This window comes from Kitasatospora sp. NPDC056076 (assembly GCF_042266305.1).
Classification (GTDB): domain Bacteria; phylum Actinomycetota; class Actinomycetes; order Streptomycetales; family Streptomycetaceae; genus Kitasatospora.
On the sequence record NZ_JBHJWG010000044.1, the window covers coordinates 15,050 to 34,441 of the forward strand.

16 protein-coding genes are annotated in these 19,392 nt (G+C 72.1%); 13 read left to right on the forward strand and 3 right to left on the reverse strand.

The annotated features are described in order from the left end of the window. Positions 1-90 precede the first annotated feature (90 nt). From trpC to ACFC1T_RS29640, 13 genes are all read left to right on the forward strand, one after another. The gene (gene trpC / locus ACFC1T_RS29580; RefSeq protein ID WP_375893352.1) at positions 91-897 is read left to right on the forward strand and encodes an indole-3-glycerol phosphate synthase TrpC; all 807 of its coding nucleotides are present in this window, start codon (positions 91-93) and stop codon (positions 895-897) included. Positions 898-907: 10 nt separating this feature from the next. Continuing rightward, positions 908-1,057, forward strand: coding sequence for a tryptophan biosynthesis modulator TrpM (trpM, locus tag ACFC1T_RS29585; RefSeq protein ID WP_375893354.1), 150 nt, complete (start codon positions 908-910; stop codon positions 1,055-1,057). Positions 1,058-1,107: 50 nt separating this feature from the next. Next, on the forward strand, positions 1,108-2,376 hold the full coding sequence (trpB, locus tag ACFC1T_RS29590) for a tryptophan synthase subunit beta (RefSeq protein WP_375893356.1): 1,269 nt from the start codon (positions 1,108-1,110) through the stop codon (positions 2,374-2,376). A gap of 2 nt (positions 2,377-2,378) precedes the next feature. After that, complete coding sequence (gene trpA, locus ACFC1T_RS29595) at positions 2,379-3,188, forward strand: tryptophan synthase subunit alpha (protein WP_375893358.1); 810 nt, start codon at positions 2,379-2,381, stop codon at positions 3,186-3,188. Positions 3,189-3,397: 209 nt separating this feature from the next. Next, the gene (locus ACFC1T_RS29600) at positions 3,398-3,643 is read left to right on the forward strand and encodes a hypothetical protein (protein ID WP_375893360.1); all 246 of its coding nucleotides are present in this window, start codon (positions 3,398-3,400) and stop codon (positions 3,641-3,643) included. A 128-nt stretch (positions 3,644-3,771) separates the two neighbouring features. Continuing rightward, complete coding sequence (locus ACFC1T_RS29605; RefSeq protein ID WP_375893362.1) at positions 3,772-4,281, forward strand: MauE/DoxX family redox-associated membrane protein; 510 nt, start codon at positions 3,772-3,774, stop codon at positions 4,279-4,281. A gap of 62 nt (positions 4,282-4,343) precedes the next feature. After that, positions 4,344-5,207 carry a DsbA family protein gene (locus ACFC1T_RS29610; RefSeq protein WP_375893364.1) on the forward strand — a complete coding sequence of 288 codons (864 nt, stop codon included), beginning with the start codon at positions 4,344-4,346 and terminating at the stop codon, positions 5,205-5,207. Positions 5,208-5,325: 118 nt separating this feature from the next. Next, on the forward strand, positions 5,326-6,348 hold the full coding sequence (gene lgt, locus ACFC1T_RS29615) for a prolipoprotein diacylglyceryl transferase (RefSeq protein ID WP_375893366.1): 1,023 nt from the start codon (positions 5,326-5,328) through the stop codon (positions 6,346-6,348). 138 nt (positions 6,349-6,486) lie between these two features. Beyond that, positions 6,487-7,224, forward strand: coding sequence for a VIT1/CCC1 transporter family protein (locus ACFC1T_RS29620; RefSeq protein WP_375893368.1), 738 nt, complete (start codon positions 6,487-6,489; stop codon positions 7,222-7,224). A 440-nt stretch (positions 7,225-7,664) separates the two neighbouring features. After that, a complete protein-coding gene (gltB, locus tag ACFC1T_RS29625; protein WP_375893444.1) occupies positions 7,665-12,251 on the forward strand; it encodes a glutamate synthase large subunit in 4,587 nt (1,528 codons plus the stop codon). Further along, positions 12,244-13,704, forward strand: coding sequence for a glutamate synthase subunit beta (locus tag ACFC1T_RS29630; protein WP_375893370.1), 1,461 nt, complete (start codon positions 12,244-12,246; stop codon positions 13,702-13,704). The genes gltB and ACFC1T_RS29630 overlap by 8 nt, the downstream gene beginning before the upstream one ends. A 510-nt stretch (positions 13,705-14,214) precedes the next feature. Beyond that, positions 14,215-15,081: a helix-turn-helix domain-containing protein gene (locus tag ACFC1T_RS29635; RefSeq protein WP_375893372.1), complete on the forward strand. Its 867-nt coding sequence runs from the start codon at positions 14,215-14,217 to the stop codon at positions 15,079-15,081. 48 nt (positions 15,082-15,129) lie between these two features. Next, positions 15,130-16,587: an aldehyde dehydrogenase family protein gene (locus ACFC1T_RS29640; protein WP_375893446.1), complete on the forward strand. Its 1,458-nt coding sequence runs from the start codon at positions 15,130-15,132 to the stop codon at positions 16,585-16,587. A gap of 58 nt (positions 16,588-16,645) precedes the next feature. Here ACFC1T_RS29640 and ACFC1T_RS29645 read toward each other — a convergent pair whose 3' ends face one another. From ACFC1T_RS29645 to ACFC1T_RS29655, 3 genes are all read right to left on the reverse strand, one after another. Then, complete coding sequence (locus ACFC1T_RS29645) at positions 16,646-17,581, reverse strand: AraC family transcriptional regulator (RefSeq protein WP_375893374.1); 936 nt, start codon at positions 17,579-17,581, stop codon at positions 16,646-16,648. A gap of 32 nt (positions 17,582-17,613) precedes the next feature. After that, entirely contained in the window at positions 17,614-18,540 is a 927-nt protein-coding gene (locus tag ACFC1T_RS29650) for an NADP-dependent oxidoreductase (protein WP_375893376.1), read from the reverse strand. A gap of 139 nt (positions 18,541-18,679) precedes the next feature. Next, entirely contained in the window at positions 18,680-19,243 is a 564-nt protein-coding gene (locus ACFC1T_RS29655; protein ID WP_375893378.1) for a Uma2 family endonuclease, read from the reverse strand. Positions 19,244-19,392: the final 149 nt, after the last annotated feature.

Consider the following 19,392-nt stretch of genomic DNA (forward strand, 5'->3'; position numbering starts at 1 on the left):
CACCCGGGTGCCGATACCATCGAAGGGCCGACGGGCTCCTGCCCGTCCGGCTCGCGCTGGCGAACCAGCAGAAATGATGGGGGCTCCTGAGTGAGTGTGCTCGACTCGATCATCGAAGGGGTCCGCGAGGACCTCGCCGAGCGGCAGGCCCGGGTCTCCCTGGACGAGCTCAAGGCGCTCGCGGCCAAGGCCCCGGAGGCCAAGGACGGCGTCGCCGCCCTCAAGGGCGACGGGATCCGGGTGATCTGCGAGGTCAAGCGCTCCAGCCCGTCCAAGGGCGCGTTGGCCTCGATCGCCGACCCGGCGGCCCTGGCCCGCGACTACGCGGCCGGCGGTGCCGCGGCGATCAGCGTGCTGACCGAGCAGCGCCGCTTCGGCGGGTCGCTCGCCGACCTGGACGCCGTCCGCGCCGAGGTGGACACCCCGCTGCTGCGCAAGGACTTCATCGTCACCGCCTACCAGCTGTGGGAGGCCCGGGCCCACGGCGCCGACCTCGCGCTGCTGATCGTCGCAGCCCTCGACCAGCCGGCCCTGGTGTCGCTGATCGAGCGCGCCGAGTCGATCGGCCTCACCCCGCTGGTCGAGGTGCACGACGAGGAGGAGATCAGGCGCGCGGTGGACGCCGGGGCGCGGATCATCGGCGTCAACGCCCGCAACCTGAAGACCCTCGAAGTGGACCGCAACACCTTCGAGAACGTCGCCCACGCCATTCCGGACGGCATCGTCAAGATCGCCGAGTCCGGTGTGCGCGGCCCGCTGGACGTGATCAGCTACGCCAACCTGGGCGCCGACGCGGTGCTGGTCGGCGAGTCCCTGGTGACCGGCAAGGACCCGCGGGCCGCGGTCGCCGACCTGGTCGCGGCCGGTGCCCACCCCGCCGTCCGGCACAAGGACTGACACCGCCCCGATGAAGATCGCCACCCGACTCGCCCCCGGCTGCCGCCCGCGCGGCTGCCGCGCGCCCGCACGCCGGGTGCTGGGGCGTCGGGTGCGGTACGTGATCGGGTGCGAGCCCGGTCAGGTACCCGGACGGCGATGGCGCACGACGCGCGGCTGAACCAGCCGAACCAGACGTCACCGTCATCCATCTCCGTCAAGGGAAACCACATGTCCGAGAAGGACTACCTGCCCGGCGCCCAGGTGCCGGACGCCCGCGGCTACTTCGGCGCGTACGGCGGCCGCTTCATCCCCGAGGCGCTGGTCGCCGCGGTCGAGCAGGTCGCCGAGGAGTACGAGAAGGCCAAGACCGACCCGGCCTTCACCGCCGAGCTGGACGGGCTGCTCAAGGACTACACCGGGCGCCCGAGCCCGCTGACCGACGTGCACCGCTTCTCCGCCGAGGCGGGCGGCGCGCGGATCCTGCTCAAGCGCGAGGACCTCAACCACACCGGCTCGCACAAGATCAACAACGTGCTGGGCCAGGCCCTGCTCACCCGGCGGATGGGCAAGACCCGGATCATCGCCGAGACCGGCGCCGGCCAGCACGGGGTGGCCACCGCCACCGCCTGCGCCCTGTTCGGCTTCGACTGCACCATCTACATGGGCGAGGTCGACACCGAGCGCCAGGCGCTCAACGTCGCCCGGATGCGGATGCTCGGGGCCGAGGTCGTCGCGGTCAAGTCCGGCTCGCGGACGCTCAAGGACGCCATCAACGAGGCCTTCCGCGACTGGGTCGCCAACGTCGACTCCACCCACTACCTGTTCGGGACGGTCGCCGGGCCGCACCCCTTCCCGATGATGGTCCGCGACTTCCACCGGGTCATCGGCGTCGAGGCGCGCCAGCAGGTGCTGGACCGGACCGGGCGGCTGCCCGACGCGGTCGTGGCCTGCGTCGGCGGCGGCTCCAACGCGATGGGCATCTTCCACGAGTTCATCCCGGACGCCGGCGTGCGGCTGATCGGCTGCGAGGCGGCCGGCGAGGGCGCCGACACCCCCCGCCACGCGGCCACCCTGACCAAGGGCGACCCCGGCGTGCTGCACGGCTCCCGGACGTACGTCCTCCAGGACGAGGACGGGCAGACCATCGAGTCGCACTCCATCTCGGCCGGGCTGGACTACCCCGGCGTCGGGCCGGAGCACGCCTGGCTCAAGGACACCGGGCGGGCCGAGTACCGGCCGGTCACCGACGACGCGGCGATGCAGGCGCTGCGGCTGCTCTCCCGCACGGAGGGGATCATCCCGGCCATCGAGAGCGCCCACGCGCTGGCCGGCGCGCTGGAGCTGGGCCGCGAGCTCGGACCGGAGGCGACCATCCTGGTCTCGCTCTCCGGGCGCGGCGACAAGGACATGCACACCGCGGCCCAGTACTTCGGGCTGTACGACGCGCCGGCCGGTTCCGGCGATGCGGCCGGCGGCGCGGCCGAGGGGGGTAAGTGATCATGGCTTCGAAGCTGAGCACCGTGCTGGCGGCGGCCAAGGCCGAGGACCGGGCCGCGCTGATCGGGTACCTCCCGGCCGGGTTCCCCACGGTCGAGGGCGGGATCCGGGCGGTCGACGCGCTGATCGAGGGCGGCTGCGACGTCGTCGAGATCGGACTGCCGCACTCCGACCCGGTCCTGGACGGGGCCGTGATCCAGACCGCGGACGACATCGCGCTGCGGGGCGGGGTGCGGATCAAGGACGTGCTGCGGACCGTCCAGGAGGCGGCCGCCGCCCACCCGGGGACGGCGGTGCTGGTGATGACCTACTGGAACCCGGTCGACCGGTACGGGGTGGCGCGCTTCGCGGCCGACCTGGCCGCCGCGGGCGGGGCGGGGTGCATCCTGCCGGACCTCCCGGTGGAGGAGTCCGAGGAGTGGCGCAAGGCGGCGGACGAGCACGGGCTGGACACCGTGTTCGTGGTCGCGCCGAGCAGCAAGGACGCGCGGCTGGCGGAGGTCACGGCGGCCGGGAGCGGCTTCGTCTACGCGGCCGCCGTCATGGGGGTGACCGGGACGCGGTCGGCGGTGGGCTCGCTGGCCGAGGACCTGGTCGCCCGGACCCGGGCCACCACCGACCTGCCGGTCTGCGTCGGGCTCGGCGTCTCCGACGCCGTGCAGGCGGCCGAGGTCGCCCGGTTCGCGGACGGGGTGATCGTCGGCTCCGCGTTCGTGAAGCGGATCCTGGAGGCCGGTGCGGACGAGGCCGCCGGACTGGCCGCGGTCCGCGCGCTGGCCGGGGAGCTGGCGCAGGGCGTGCGCAGGCGCTGACCCGCGGCAGCAGTCGTCGGCCGGCGGCCCGTTCCCCCTCCGGGGGGAGCGGGCCGCCGGCTTTTCCGTCGGCGTCAGCGGCGCGGCGGCCCCGAACGGGTGAAGAGCGCGGGCGACACGCATCAGGCGGGGTTGACCGGCGTTGAGTGGAGGGACGAGTGCACGAACCACGTCTACGGGGGTGGCCGGGCTAGCGAAGGGGTGAGCGGGTGGCTGGGCTTCATCGGGCCGTGCTGCTGCGGGCGGCGGCGGCCGCGCTGGCTCTGGGGGCCGCGGTCGGCGCGCACACCGAGGTGGGGCAGGCCCTGGCCAAGCGGGGGGCGGAGCGGGCCGAGCGGGAGGCGGTGGCCTGTGCGGAGGCGGCGCGCTGGGACGCGGCGGAGCGGGCCGCGCGGGGGCGGCACGAGGAGCGGCCGGAGCTGTTCGACCCGGGGCGGATGCAGGGGTGCCGGTGACGTAGGGGTGTTCGAGGGAATCGGACGGAACGTCACTCGTCCGGCTTAATTCGTGAATCCGGAGGAACCGGTCTTCATCCCTTACGGTTCGTCAGGAAGTGAACGAGTTTCCCGAGGGGGGTTCCCTGATGGCGGGGCCGGCAGTGCAGTCCGGTGGCTCCGCGCCCGCGCCGCGGCGGGTGCCGGTCCGGAGCGAGTGGATCGGTACGGCCGCGCGGCTCGGCCTGGCCGTGGTCTGGGGGTGGGCCGGGCTGGCGAAGATCGCCGACCCGGCGGAGGCGGCCCAGGCGGTGCGGGCGTACGAGATCCTGCCCGAGGGCCTGGTCAAACCGATCGGCTACGGGCTGCCCTTCCTGGAGCTGGCGCTCGCCCTGCTGCTGGTGATCGGTCTCGGCGTCCGCCTGGTCGCCGGGGTGTCGGCGCTGCTGCTGCTCGCCTTCATCGCCGGGATCGCCTCGGCCTGGGCGCGCGGGATCTCGATCGACTGCGGCTGCTTCGGCGGCGGAGGGCACGTCGACGCCTCGCAGACCGAGTACCTGCAGGAGATCCTCCGCGACACCGGCTTCCTGCTGCTGGCCGGGTTCCTGCTGTGGCGGCCCCGCACCCGGCTCTCGGCCGACGGCTGGCTGGCGAGCTGACCCGTCCGGCCATTCCCATCCCCGCACCCGACGAAGGCCCCCAGACCGTGGATGTCAAGGCAATGAGCGAGAAGAACCGAGAAGGCAAGCGCACCGCCCGTGAGCGGATGCTGGAGCAGCGGGCGGCCGAGGAGGCCGGCTCGCGGCGCAGGAAGAAGCTGGTCGTCGGCGGAGCGGTGCTCGTGGTGATCGCCGCCGCGGTCGTCACCGGCGTGCTGGTGCAGAACCAGCGCTCCAAGCCGGAGACCCCGACCGCCGCCCCGGCCGGGACGATCGGTGACAAGAACCTGGTCATCCCGGTCGGCGCGAGCAACGCTCCGTCGGTGCTCACCGTGTACGAGGACCCGCGCTGCCCGGCCTGCGGGATCTTCGAGCGCGAGTTCTCGGCGACCATCGACCAGCTCGAGGACGCCGGGAAGATCTACACCAACGCCCACGTGGTGTCGTTCATCGACCGCGCGGTGCCGGGCAAGGGCTCCAAGAACGGGGCCAACGCGCTGGCCTGCGCCCAGGACGCCGGGCACTTCCGGGACTACCACGACGTGCTCTACCGCAACCAGCCGGACGAGACCAACGACGCCTTCGGGAACAAGGCGGTGCTGCTCAACCTGGCGAAGCAGGTGGGGGGGCTGGACACGCCGGAGTTCCAGGCCTGCGTCAACGACAACAAGTACGGCGGATGGGTGTCGGCGGTGCAGCAGGACTTCGACAAGTCCAGCTACAAGTCCACCCCGACGGTGCTGCTCAACGGCCAGCCGATCTACCCGAAGAACGGCAACGAGGAGATCACCCCGGCGAACCTGGTGAAGTGGGTGGACGCCGCCAACCAGGGCAAGCAGCTCGGGACGGCGGGCACGAACGGTCAGACCCCGGCGCCCACCGCCGCCGCCTCGGAGGCCAACAACCCCTCGCCGTCGGCCGGCTGAGCGCGTCCGGCCGCCGCCCCCTCCCGAATCGGGAGGGGGCGGCGGCATTCGTTGTTCGGTATCTGTGACCCCGGGGGTGTCGGATGGGGACGCCGGACCCTGTAGCGTCGGAACTGCCATGGATATCGCCTACATTCCCAGCCCGTCGCGGGGCGTCCTGTACCTCGGACCGATCCCGCTGCGCGCCTACGCCTTCTGCATCATCCTCGGGGTCGTCGCGGCCGTCTGGCTCGGCAGCAAGCGCTGGGTCGCCCGGGGCGGTGCCAAGCACACCGTCGGTGACATCGCCGTGTGGGCCGTGCCCTTCGGCCTCGTCGGCGGCCGGCTGTACCACGTGATCACCGACCACCAGCTCTACTTCGGCGAGGGGAAGAACCCCTGGAACGCCTTCAAGATCTGGGAGGGCGGCCTCGGCATCTGGGGCGCGGTCGCGCTCGGCGCGGTCGGCGCCTGGATCGGCTGCCGCCGCCGGGGCGTGCCGCTGCCCGCCTACGCCGACGCCATCGCGCCGGGCATCGTGCTCGCCCAGGCGATGGGCCGCTGGGGCAACTACTTCAACCAGGAGCTGTACGGGCGGGCCACCACGCTGCCGTGGGGCCTGGAGATCCACAAGACGCTGCCCGACGGCGAGGTCGTGAACGGGGTCTTCCACCCGACCTTCCTGTACGAGTCGATCTGGGACGTGGCCGTCGCGCTGCTGGTGATCTGGGCGGACCGGCGCTGGCGGCTGGGCCACGGCCGGGCCTTCGCGCTGTACGTCGCCGCGTACACGGTGGGCCGGTTCTGGACCGAGTGGCTGCGGATCGACGAGGCGCACGTCTACTTCGGCCTGCGGCTGAACGACTGGACCTCGATCGTGGTGTTCATCGGCGCCGTCGTGTACTTCGTGGTCGTCGGGAAGAAGCGGCCCGGCCGGGAGGACCCGGCGAGCATCGACCCGGCGGCGCACGCCGAGGCCCAGGAGAAGGACGCGGCCCAGGAGGAGGACGCGGCGCCGAAGAAGGCGGAGGCGGCCGTTCCGAAGCCGAGCGAGACGGTGGACGGGGAGAAGCCGTCTCGACTGCTGGACGAAAAGGCGGCGGCCGAACCGGCCGACGAGGGCGCCGAGAAGGCCGGCAAGGACGCCAAGAACCCGATCTGACCAGGGACTTCCCCGCAACTGAGGCCACCCTTGCGAAGGGTGGCCTCAGTGCTGTTCGGACAGCCTTACTTTGCTGGAAATGCGCAGGTCAACGGGGCTACGGTCAGGTCGACGAACGAAAGACGGAGGGGAAGTACCGTGACTGCGAGCACCCTGGAAGCCGAGCCCGCCCAGCACCCGCGGATACCCGCGGCCGACCACCACCGGGACGTCAACGGCGGCTGGCTGCGGCCCGCGGTGTTCGGGGCGGTGGACGGCCTGGTGTCGAACTTCGCGCTGATGACCGGTGTGGTCGGCGGCGCGGCCTCCAGCAGCACGGTGATCCTCACCGGCCTGGCGGGCCTGGCGGCCGGTGCCTGCTCGATGGCGGCGGGGGAGTACACCTCGGTGGCCTCCCAGCGGGAGCTGGTGCAGGCCGAGATCGAGGCCGAGCGGCTGGAGCTGAGCCGCAACCCGCACGGCGAGCTGGCCGAGCTGGCGCAGGTGTACGTCTCGCGCGGGGTGGACCCGGAGCTCGCCCACGAGGTGGCCCGGCAGCTGTCCCGGGACCCGGAGCTGGCGCTGGAGGTGCACGCCCGGGAGGAGCTGGGGATCGACCCCAACGACCTGCCCTCCCCGCTGGTCGCGGCCGGCTCGTCCTTCCTGTGCTTCGCGCTGGGCGCGCTGCTGCCGCTGCTGCCGTACCTGCTGGGGGCGACCACGCTGCTGCCGGCGATGCTCCTGGCGGGGCTGGGGCTGTTCCTGTGCGGCGCGGTGGTGGCCCGGGTGACGGCGCGCAGCTGGTGGTTCAGCGGGCTGCGGCAGCTGGTGCTGGGCGGGGCCGCGGCCGGGGTGACGTACCTGCTGGGGTGGCTGATCGGCGGGCACGTCGGCTAGGGCCGACGCGGTGGTGCACGGCGGCAGGGCTGCATGACTATGCCGGGCAGTGGGTGACGTTTCACACATGGACGTCGCGCGCTGCCCGGCATCGTCTCATCATCCGGGCCTCTGAGCCGGGGATTCGCATCCGGGGAGCCCGGTCCCGGGATGGATTCCCAGGCGTCCAAGATCGGCTCGTGTGGCGATCCGGTTTCGCCCCTGTTTCAGGCCGGGGGCGGCCGGGCACAATCGTCGGGACGTGCACTGTGGCACGTCCTCTTCTCCGGCCCCCTGACCTGCGCGTCCGTCCGCCATATGGACGGGATATTCCGCTTCTCGGGATCCTGGGCATCATGTAACTTGCACGACATCGATTCACCGCATCAGGGCCAACGTCGTCCCTACTTGCACCAACTTGCCGAAAGACGACGACGGGAGAGCCGATGCTGTCTGCATCCATGCACTCCGCCAACGAGCCCCAGGCCGGCGCCGCCCGCCAGCCGTACGCGCTCGTGCCGGATGCGCGACCTGCTGCTCAGGGCCTGTACGACCCGCGGAACGAGCACGACGCCTGCGGCGTCGGTTTCGTCGCCACGCTGACCGGCATCGCCGACCACACCATCGTCGAGCAGGCGCTGAACGTCCTGCGCAACCTGGAGCACCGCGGCGCCACCGGCGCCGAGCCGGACTCCGGTGACGGCGCGGGCATCCTGACCCAGGTCCCGGACGCGTTCCTGCGCGGCAAGGTCGACTTCGAGCTCCCGGCCGCCGGCTCCTACGCGGTGGGCATCGCCTTCCTCCCGGACGAGGACGAGGCCGCCGGTGCCGCCGTCGCGCGGATCGAGGCCATCGCGGCCGAGGAGGACCTGACCGTCCTCGGCTGGCGCGACGTGCCGGTCACCCCGGACCTGCTCGGCGCCACCGCGCGCAGCGTGATGCCGCGCTTCCGGCAGGTCTTCTTGGCCCAGGAGGGCCGGTCGGGGATCGAGCTGGACCGGGTCGCCTTCGTCGTCCGCAAGCGGGCCGAGCGCGAGGCCGGGGTGTACTTCCCGTCGCTGTCCGCCCGCACCATCGTCTACAAGGGCATGCTGACCACCGGCCAGCTGGAGCCCTTCTTCCCCGACCTGTCGGACCGCGGCTACGCGTCCGCCATCGGCCTGGTGCACTCGCGGTTCTCCACCAACACCTTCCCGAGCTGGCCGCTCGCCCACCCGTACCGCTTCGTCGCGCACAACGGCGAGATCAACACGGTGAAGGGCAACCGCAACTGGATGCGGGCCCGGGAGTCGCAGCTCGCGACGGACCTGATCCCAGGGGACCTGTCGCGGATCTTCCCGATCTGCACGCCGGACCACTCGGACTCCGCGTCCTTCGACGAGGTCCTGGAACTGCTGCACCTCGGCGGCCGCTCGCTGCCGCACTCGGTGCTGATGATGATCCCGGAGGCGTGGGAGAACCACGCCACCATGGAGCCGGCCCGCCGCGCCTTCTACCAGTACCACTCCAACCTGATGGAGCCCTGGGACGGCCCGGCCTGCGTCACCTTCACCGACGGCACCCAGATCGGCGCCGTGCTCGACCGCAACGGCCTGCGCCCGGCCCGCTACTGGATCACCGAGGACGGCCTGGTCGTCCTCTCCTCCGAGGTCGGCGTGCTCGACATCGACCAGGAGAAGGTCACCCGGAAGGGCCGCCTCCAGCCCGGCCGGATGTTCCTGGTGGACACCGTCCAGGGCCGGATCGTCGAGGACGAGGAGATCAAGTCCGCCCTCGCCGCCGAGCACCCCTACCAGGAGTGGGTCGGCGCCGGGCAGATCCAGCTCGCCAAGCTGCCCGAGCGCGAGCACATCGCCCACACCCACGCCTCCGTCACCCGCCGCCAGCAGACCTTCGGCTACACCGAGGAGGAGCTGCGCGTCATCCTGGCGCCGATGGCCAGGACCGGCGCCGAGGCGCTCGGCTCGATGGGCACCGACTCGCCGATCGCCGCCCTGAGCGAGAAGCCGCGGCTGCTCTTCGACTACTTCGTGCAGCTCTTCGCACAGGTCACCAACCCGCCGCTGGACGCCATCCGCGAGGAGCTCGTCACCTCGCTGCTGTCCAACCTCGGCCCCGAGGGCAACCTGCTGGTCGCCGAGTCCGCCTCCTGCCGCTCCGTCGGCATCACCTTCCCGGTGATCGACAACGACGAGCTGGCCAAGCTGGTCCACGTCAACGCCGACGGCGACCAGCCCGGCCTGAAGGCCGTCACGCTGTCCGGCCTGTACAAGGTCGCCAGCGGGGGAGCGGGCCTGGCCGCGCGGCTGGCGGAGATCGCCGCCGAGGCCGACGCCGCGATCGCCGACGGCGCCCGGATCATCGTGCTCTCCGACCGGCACTCCGACGCCGAGCACGCCCCGATCCCCTCGCTGCTGCTCACCTCCGCGATCCACCACCACCTGATCCGCACCAAGCAGCGCACCCAGGTGTCGCTGCTGGTCGAGGCCGGTGACGTGCGCGAGGTGCACCACGTCGCGCTGCTGATCGGCTACGGCGCCGGGGCCGTCAACCCCTACCTGGCGATGGAGTCGGTCGAGGACCTGGTCGCGCAGGGCGTCTTCATCCAGGGCGTCGAGGCCGAGAAGGCGATCAAGAACCTGATCAAGGCGCTCGGCAAGGGCGTGCTCAAGGTGATGTCCAAGATGGGCATCTCCACCGTCGCCTCCTACCGCGGCGCCCAGGTCTTCGAGGCCATCGGCCTCTCCCAGGGCCTGGTCGACGCCTACTTCGCCGGCACCACCAGCAAGCTCGGCGGCATCGGCCTGGAGGAGGTCGCCAAGGAGACCGCCGCCCGGCATGCCAAGGCGTACCCGGCCTCCGGCATCCCGGCCGCGCACCGCGCGCTGGACATCGGCGGCGAGTACCAGTGGCGCCGCGAGGGCGAGCCCCACCTGTTCGACCCGGACACCGTCTTCCGGCTCCAGCACTCCACCCGCAACCGCCGCTACGACATCTTCAAGCAGTACACGGACCGGGTGAACGAGCAGTCCGAGCGGCTGATGACGCTGCGCGGCCTGTTCCAGCTGGACGGCCTCGACCGGGAGCCGATCCCGGTGGAGGAGGTCGAGCCGGTCTCCGAGATCGTCAAGCGCTTCTCCACCGGCGCGATGTCGTACGGCTCCATCTCGCTGGAGGCCCACGAGACCCTCGCCATCGCGATGAACCGCCTCGGCGGCAAGTCCAACACCGGCGAGGGCGGCGAGGACCCGGACCGCCTGTACGACCCCGAGCGCCGCTCGGCGATCAAGCAGGTCGCCTCCGGCCGCTTCGGCGTCACCTCCGAGTACCTGGTCAACGCCGACGACATCCAGATCAAGATGGCCCAGGGCGCCAAGCCCGGCGAGGGCGGCCAGCTGCCCGGCCACAAGGTCTACCCGTGGGTCGCCAGGACCCGGCACTCCACCCCGGGCGTCGGCCTGATCTCGCCGCCGCCGCACCACGACATCTACTCGATCGAGGACCTGGCCCAGCTGATCCACGACCTCAAGAACGCCAACCCGGCGGCCCGCATCCACGTGAAGCTGGTCTCCGAGGTCGGCGTGGGAACGGTCGCGGCCGGCGTCTCCAAGGCGCACGCCGACGTGGTGCTGGTCTCCGGCCACGACGGCGGCACCGGTGCCTCGCCGCTCACCTCGCTCAAGCACGCCGGCGGCCCCTGGGAGCTCGGCCTCGCCGAGACCCAGCAGACGCTGCTGCTGAACGGGCTGCGCGACCGCATCGTCGTCCAGACCGACGGCCAGTTGAAGACCGGCCGCGACGTGGTCATCGCCGCGCTGCTCGGCGCCGAGGAGTTCGGCTTCGCCACCGCCCCGCTGGTCGTCTCCGGCTGCATCATGATGCGCGTCTGCCACCTGGACACCTGCCCGGTCGGCGTCGCCACCCAGAACCCGGTGCTGCGCGAGCGCTTCTCCGGCAAGCCCGAATTCGTGGTCAACTTCTTCGAGTTCATCGCCGAGGAGGTCCGGGAGATCCTGGCCTCGCTGGGCTTCCGCTCGATCGAGGAGGCCGTCGGCCGCGCCGAGCACATCAACGCCCAGGCCGCCGTGGACCACTGGAAGGCCGCCGGGCTCGACCTGGCCCCGCTCTTCCACGTGCCCGAGCTGCCCGAGGGCGCCGCCCGGCACCGCACCACCGAGCAGGACCACGCGCTGGACAAGGCCCTGGACAACCAGCTGATCACGCTGGCCGAGGACGCCCTGGAGCGCGGCGAGTCGGTGCGGATCCAGCTGCCGGTCCGCAACGTCAACCGCACCGTCGGCACCATGCTCGGCCACCAGGTGACCAAGCGGTACCGCGGCGAGGGCCTGCCGGAGGGGACCATCGACGTCACCCTCACCGGCTCCGCCGGACAGTCCTTCGGCGCCTTCGTGCCGAAGGGGATCACCCTGCGGCTGGAGGGCGACGCCAACGACTACGTGGGCAAGGGGCTCTCGGGCGGCGTGGTCGTCGTCCGCCCGGCCCGCGAGGCCGCGGCCATCGGCAACGACGCCCAGAACCACGTCATCGCCGGGAACACCATCGGCTACGGCGCCACCTCCGGCCGGATCCACCTGCGCGGCAAGGCCGGTGAGCGCTTCGCCGTCCGCAACTCCGGCGCCACCCTCGTCGTCGAGGGCGTCGGCGACCACGGCCTGGAGTACATGACCGGCGGCCGGGTCGTCATCCTCGGCGAGACCGGACGCAACCTCGCGGCCGGCATGTCCGGCGGTGTCGCGTACGTCCTGGACCTGCGCCCCGCCAACGTCAACGACGGCATGGTGGGCATCGAGGCCCCGACCGCCGCCGACCGCGAATGGCTGCGCGAGACCGTGCAGCAGCACTACGAGGAGACCGGCTCCACCGTCGCCGCCGAGCTCCTGGCCGACTGGGGCAGCGGGGTCTCCCGCTTCTCCACGATCATGCCGACCGACTACAAGGCAGTGCTCGCCGCCAAGGACGCCGCCGAGCGCGACGGTCTCTCCGAGACCGAGACCACTCGCAAGATGATGGAGGCGGCACATGGCTGACCCCAAGGGCTTCCTGACCACGCCCAAGCAGCTGGCGGAGCGCCGCCCGGTCGACGTGCGGATCAAGGACTGGAACGAGGTCTACGTCGAGCGCAGCCTCCTGCCGATCATCACGAAGCAGGCCGGCCGCTGCATGGACTGCGGCATCCCGTTCTGCCACAACGGCTGCCCGCTCGGGAACCTCATCCCCGAGTGGAACGACCTCGCCTACCGCGAGGACTTCACCGGCGCCATCGAGCGGCTGCACGCCACCAACAACTTCCCGGAGTTCACCGGGCGGCTGTGCCCGGCGCCCTGCGAGTCGGCGTGCGTGCTCGGCATCAACCAGGACGCGGTGACCATCAAGAACGTCGAGGTCACCATCATCGACAAGGCCTGGGACCGCGGCGGGGTCACCCCGCAGGTCCCGGAGCGCCTCTCCGGCAAGACCGTCGCCGTCGTCGGCTCCGGCCCGGCCGGCCTGGCCGCCGCCCAGCAGCTCACCCGGGCCGGGCACACCGTGGTGGTGTACGAGCGCGCCGACCGGATCGGCGGACTGCTGCGCTACGGCATCCCCGAGTTCAAGATGGAGAAGCGCCACATCAACCGCCGCATCGAGCAGATGCGGGCCGAGGGCACCCGCTTCCGCACCGGCGTGCACGTCGGCGAGGACATCACCGGGCAGGACCTGCGGTCGCGCTTCGACGCCGTGGTGATCGCCGCCGGCGCCACCACCGCCCGCGACCTGCCGGTGCCCGGACGCGAGCTCAAGGGCGTCCACCAGGCGATGGAGTACCTGCCGCTGGCCAACAAGGTCCAGGAGGGCGACCTCGTCGACTCCCCGATCAGCGCCAAGGGCAAGCACGTAGTCGTCATCGGCGGCGGCGACACCGGCGCCGACTGCGTCGGCACCGCCCACCGCCAGGGCGCCCTCTCCGTCACCCAGCTGGAGATCATGCCGCGCCCCGGCGAGGAGCGGCCCGGCCACCAGCCCTGGCCCACCATGCCGATGACCTACAAGGTCACCTCCGCGCACGAGGAGGGCGGCGAGCGGATCTACTCCGTCAACACCACCCGCTTCACCGGCGACGAGGACGGCAACGTCCAGGAACTGCACCTGGTCGAGGTCGAGTTCAAGGACGGCCGGTTCGAGCCCGTGCCCGGCACCGAGCGGGCCCTGCCGGCCCAGCTGGTCACCCTGGCCATGGGCTTCACCGGGACGGACGTGAAGAACGGCCTGGTCGAGCAGCTCGGCGTCGACCTCGACACACGCGGTAACATTGGCCGCGACGGCCGGTTCGCCACCAATGTCGATGGCGTGTACGTCTGCGGAGACGCCGGCCGTGGCCAGTCACTGATCGTCTGGGCCATCGCGGAAGGCCGTTCGGCCGCCGCCGCGGTGGACAAGCACCTGGGCGGCAAGACCCCGCTTCCCGCCCCGATCCGGCCCACCGACCGCCCCCTGGTGGTCTGACGGCCGACGGTCCGACCGGCCCACCCCGAACCCCCGGCGCCGCATCGCCGGGAGCTCAACCCGCTGCCCCCGCCAGCGTCGCCGGGCCAACGCGGTCTCCTGGCGCCTGCCCTCTTCCCCGACCAGTTGGAGGGCGGGCGCCGTCGCGTTCCCGAAGGTGTTCCCTTCGCGTTCCCGGAGGCGTTCCTCTTCGCGTTCCCGAACGCGTTCCCGAAGGCGTTCCCTTGCGCGTTCCCGGGGGGTCGCCGGGGCTTCCCGGCGGGTTCCGCAGCGCGTTCCCAGGCTCCTCTCACCCGCGCCCCGCCGGGGCTCTCACCCACCCCTTACCAGGGCTCCCACCTGCGCTCCCACCCGCACCCGCGTGCGTACACCGACGGTCGCCTCACAGCTTTCTCCCAGGCTTCGCACCGCGACCGGAATGCGACCCGGCACGGGCTGTTGTTCGTCAGTGCCAGGTGGCAGACTGCGGCCGACGGCCGGGGGGCTGCACGAGTGCGGAGGTTGACTTCGATGGGCACGACTCAGGCAGGCGGAGGCGCCACCGTACGGCGCCTGCTGCTCGGCAGCCAGCTGCGCAAGCTCCGCGAGACCAGAGGCGTCAGCCGCGAGGAGGCCGGGTACTCGATCCGCGCCTCCGAGTCCAAGATCAGCCGGATGGAACTCGGCCGGGTCGGCTTCAAGGAACGCGACGTCGCCGACCTGCTCACCCTCTACGGCGTCGACGCCGAACAGGAACGGGCCAACGTCCTCGGCCTCGTCCGGGAGGCCAACGCCACCTCCTGGTGGCACGACTACGGCGACGTACTGCCCGCCTGGTTCCAGAACTACCTCGGCCTGGAAGAGGCCGCCGCCGAGATCCGCAGCTACGAGGTCCAGTTCGTGCACGGGCTGCTGCAGACCGCCGACTACGCCCGGGCCGTCGTCCATGCCGGCTGCCACGGCCTCCGCGACGACGAGGTCGAACGCCGGGTCGAGGTGCGGCGCAAGCGCCAGGACCTGCTCACCGCCGACCACCCGCCGCACCTGTACGCCGTCCTCGACGAGGCCGCGCTGCGCCGCCCCTGGGGCGGGCCCGAGCTGATGCGCGGCCAGCTCGACACCCTCCTCCAGCTCTCCGAACTGCCCAACGTGCGCCTCCAGGTGCGCCCGCTCGGCGGCGCCGCGCTGAGCGCCGAGAGCGGTGCGTTCAGCGTGCTGGGCTTCGCCGAGGCCGAACTCGCCGACGTCGTCTACCTGGAGCAGTTCACCACCGCCCTCTACGTGGACAAGCCCGCCGAGGTCGCCTCGTACCGGCAGGCCATGGACGGACTGGTCGCCGAGAGCCTCGGACCCGAACGGACCCGCGATCTTCTGCTCTCCGTACGCCAAGAGCTTTGACACATCAGTACGATGAGCTCCCATCAGGTCGGGCACGAGAGGGATCAGATGTCGTACTTCTCCGAGTTGGCGCTGCAGTACATCGACGGCGAATGGTGCAGCGGCAGCGGCTCCTGGGACATCGTCGACGTCGACCCCTACACCGGGGACAAGCTGGCCACCATCACCGTGGCCACCGTCGCCGAGGTCGACCGGGCCTACCGCGCCGCCGAGCGCGCCCAGCGCACCTGGGCCGCCACCAACCCCTACCAGCGCCGCCTGGTCTTCGAGCGGGCGCTGCGGCTGCTGGAGGAGCGCGAGGGCGAGATCGTCCGGGCCGTGATGGCCGAACTCGGCGGCACCGCGCTCAAGGCCGGCTTCGAACTCTCCCTGGTCAAGGACGTGCTGCGGGAGTGCCTGCACCTGTCGGTGGCCACCGAGGGCCGGCTGCTGCCCTCGCCCGCCCCCGGCAAGGAGAACCGCCTCTACCGGCTGCCGGTCGGCGTGGTCGGCGTGATCAGCCCGTTCAACTTCCCGCTGTTCCTCGGCCTCAAGGCGATCGGCCCGGCACTCGCCCTCGGCAACGGCGTGGTGCTCAAGCCGCACCAGGAGACCCCGATCGTCGGCGGCAGCCTGATCGCCAAGCTCTTCGAGGACGCGGGCCTGCCGCCCGGCCTGCTCAACGTCGTCATCACCGACATCGCGGAGATCGGCGACAGCTTCCTGGAGCACCCGGTGCCCAAGGTGATCTCCTTCACCGGCTCCGACCAGATCGGCCGGCACGTCGCCACCGTCGCCGCCGCGCACTTCAAGCGGACGGTGCTGGAACTCGGCGGCAACAGCGCGCTGATCGTCCTGGACGACGCCGACGTCGACTACGCCGTGGACGCCGCCGTGTTCAGCCGCTTCGTCCACCAGGGCCAGGTCTGCATGGCCGCCAACCGGGTGCTGGTGGACCGGCGGGTGCTCGCCGAGTTCACCGAGAAGTTCGTCGCCAAGATCGCCTCGCTGACCGTCGGCGACCCCCGGGACCCGGCCACCCACATCGGCCCGCTGATCAACGCCGTCCAGGCCGACGCCATCAACGCCCAGGTCGACCAGGCCGTCGCCGGCGGCGCCACCGCGCTGCTCCGCGGGGCCACGGCCGGCAGCCTGATGGCACCCACCGTGCTCACCGGCCTGGCCGAGGACGCGCCCATCCTGCAGCGCGAACTCTTCGGCCCGGTCGTCCTGCTGGTGCCCTTCGACGGCGAGGAGGAGGCCGTCCGGCTGGCCAACCACACGCCCTTCGGGCTCAGCGGCGCGGTGCACACCGCGGACGTCGAGCGCGGGGTGCGGGTCGCCCAGCGGATCGAGACCGGCATGATCCACGTCAACGGCGGGACCATCGCGGACGAGCCCGGGGTGCCCTTCGGCGGGGAGAAGAACTCCGGCCTCGGGCGGCTCAACGGGGAGTACACGGTGGACGCCTTCACCACGGTGAAGTGGATCTCGGTGCAGCACGGGCGGGCGCAGTTCCCGTTCTAGGCGTTCCCGTTCCGTGCGCTCCTGTTCCAGGCGATCCCGTTCCGGGCGGTGCGGGCGCTCACGCGGCCCTGGCCTCCCGGCGGTAGCCGCCGGGGGCCAGGCCGAACTCCCGCTTGAACGCCTTCGCGAAGGCGTACTCCGAGCCGTACCCGGTCCTCGCGGCCACCGCCGTCAGCGGGGCCTCCGACTCGCGCAGCAGCCGGGCGGCGGTGGTCATCCGCCAGCGGGTCAGGTACGCCATCGGGGGCTCGCCCACCAGCGAGGTGAAGCGGCGGGCGAAGGCGGCCCGGGACAGGCCCGCCCGCTCCGCCAGGGACTCCACCGTCCACGGGGTCGACGGCGCCTCGTGGATGGCCGCCAGGGCCGGCGCCACCGCGGCGTCCCGCAGCGCGGCCGCCCAGCCCGCAGAGTCCGCGGCGGGGCGGTCCTCGAACCAGGCCCGCAGGATGTACAGCAGCAGCGAGTCGATCAGCGCCGGGACGATGCCGGCCGAGCCGATCCGCGGATTCTCCAGCTCGGCGCCCAACAGCTGGACGGCGGCCGCCAGTTCGGGGTGCCGGCCGTGCCGGGTCGGCAGCTGGATCAGGGCCGGCAGCTGGCGGACCATCGGGTGCGGGCGGGCCTGGTCCAGGTGGTAGTTGCCGCACAGCAGGCTGGTGCGGGCGCCGTCCCCGCCGATCGTCACGGTGCCGATCGGCGAGCCGTCCTCCACCCGGCAGGCCCGGGCGTCCACCGGCGGGGTGTCCGGGCTGTCCGCCAGGACGTGGCCCCGGGCGTCCCGCAGGAACACGACGTCCCCCGGGCTGAGCGGCACCGGGGCGCCCCCGATCTCCGGATCCACCGGGACCAGCCAGCAGGTGCCGTACAGCACCACGTGGAAGCCCGCCCCCACCACCGGGGGCAGCCGCAGCGCCCACGGCGCCCGGCCCTCGGTGCGCACGGACGCGGGGTGCGCCGTGCGCATCGACGCCAGTGCCTCGCTCAGGATGTCCACGACCCGCCCCCGGTGTTGTTCGTCGCCACGCCTCAGTCGACGGTCAGGACGACCTTGCCCCGGACGCTACCGGAGCCGACCAGCTCGTGCGCCCGGGCCGCCTCGTCGAGCGGGAACGACGCGGCGACGTGCGGGCGGATCCGGCCCTCGTCCACCAGGGCGGCGAGCGCCTCCAGGGAGGCGTAGTCGGGCTCGACGGAGACGCCCGCGAAGGTCCGCCCGGCGGCCTCGATCTCGGCGGCCAGCCCCTGGTTCCAGTGCTCCATGATGCTGACCAGCGTGCCGCCCGGCTTGAGCACCGCCAGGGCGCGGGTCCCCTCGGAGGAGGAGTCGAGGACGACGTCGACGTCGGAGACGGCCTCGGTGTAGTCGGTGGTCCGGTAGTCGATCACCTCGTCGGCGCCGAGCTCCCGCAGGAAGGCGTGCTTGGGCTCGCTCGCCAGCGCGATCACGTACGCGCCCCGGGCCTTGGCGATCTGCACGGCGAGGTGGCCGACGCCGCCGGCCGCGCGGTGCACCAGCACCCGGTCGCCCTCGCCGACCCCCGCCCGGTCGACCAGGCCCTGCCAGGCGGTCAGCGCGGCCAGCGGCAGCGCGGCGGCCTCGGCGTGGTCCAGGGAGGCGGGCTTGCGGGCCAGTTGGCGGGACGGCGCGGCCACGTACTCGGCGTACGCGCCGGCGGCCCGGGGGAAGAACGGCATCCCGTACACCTCCTCGCCGACCCGGTAGCGGGCGCCGGGGGCGGCCTCCTCGACCACCCCGGAGACGTCCCAGCCGACCGTGAACGACGGCTCGCCGAGCAGCGGGAGCGCCCCGGAGCGCACCGCCAGGTCCACCGGGTTCACCCCGGCCGCCTTCACCCGCACCAGCACCTCGCCGCTGCGCAGCGTCGGACGCTCCACCTCGGCCACCCGCAGGACCTCCGGGCCGCCGAACTCCTTCTGCACGATCGCACGCATCGCCACTCACCCTCGTCCGGTTCACCACCGGCCCCCCGTGGGGCCGTTCTCGATGTGTTCAACGGTAGGGAGACCGGACGAGCGGATGAATATCCCCAAGTCTTCGCTGGATGTCCGATCGTCTCGCCGGAGGAGCGGATCAGACGGGGTAGCGGACCAGGGCGTCGGTGGCGAGCTCGAAGTCGAAGGGGGCCGGGACGGGGACGCGGTCGCCGAACTTGCCGTTCCACTGCTGGTGGTAGCCGCCGTCGGAGGGCTCGGAGTAGAGGGTGATGTCGCCCTCGCGCGGGTCGATCAGGAGGTACAGCGGGATGCCCATCAACGGGTAGTCCCGGACCTTGCCGACGATGTCGTTCTCCGGGTTGGACGGGGAGACGATCTCGACTGCGATGACGGACTGTTCGGCGGGCACCTGGTCGTCGTCGGACTCGGCGGCCGGGAAGGGGAAGTACGTCAGGTCCGGGTTACGCAGTCTGCCGAGGCGGGGGGCGGCGAGATTGGTGTTCTCGCTGGGCATCAGGTCGGCCGGGCAGTGCCTGTCGAGTTGCCTGCGGACCAGGAGCAGGTCGAGCTGGTGGAGTGCGCAGGGGCTGGCCGTGATGACGATCGCATTGCCGGACACCTCGACCTTCCAGCCGGAAGGCGGGGTCAGCGTGCCCGCGTAGGAGAGGAGCCGGTGATTCGGTTCGATCACACGGATCATCATCGCAGTTCGCCGGTATGGCGAGGCGCCGCCGGGGGGGGGGGCCGCGGGGCCCCCGGGGGGTGGGGGATAACAAAAGCCGGGGCCCCCCGGCGCCTCGCCCCGAGAGGGGTTGGAAATTAGAGCGGGGTGATTAGACAAAATGAAAT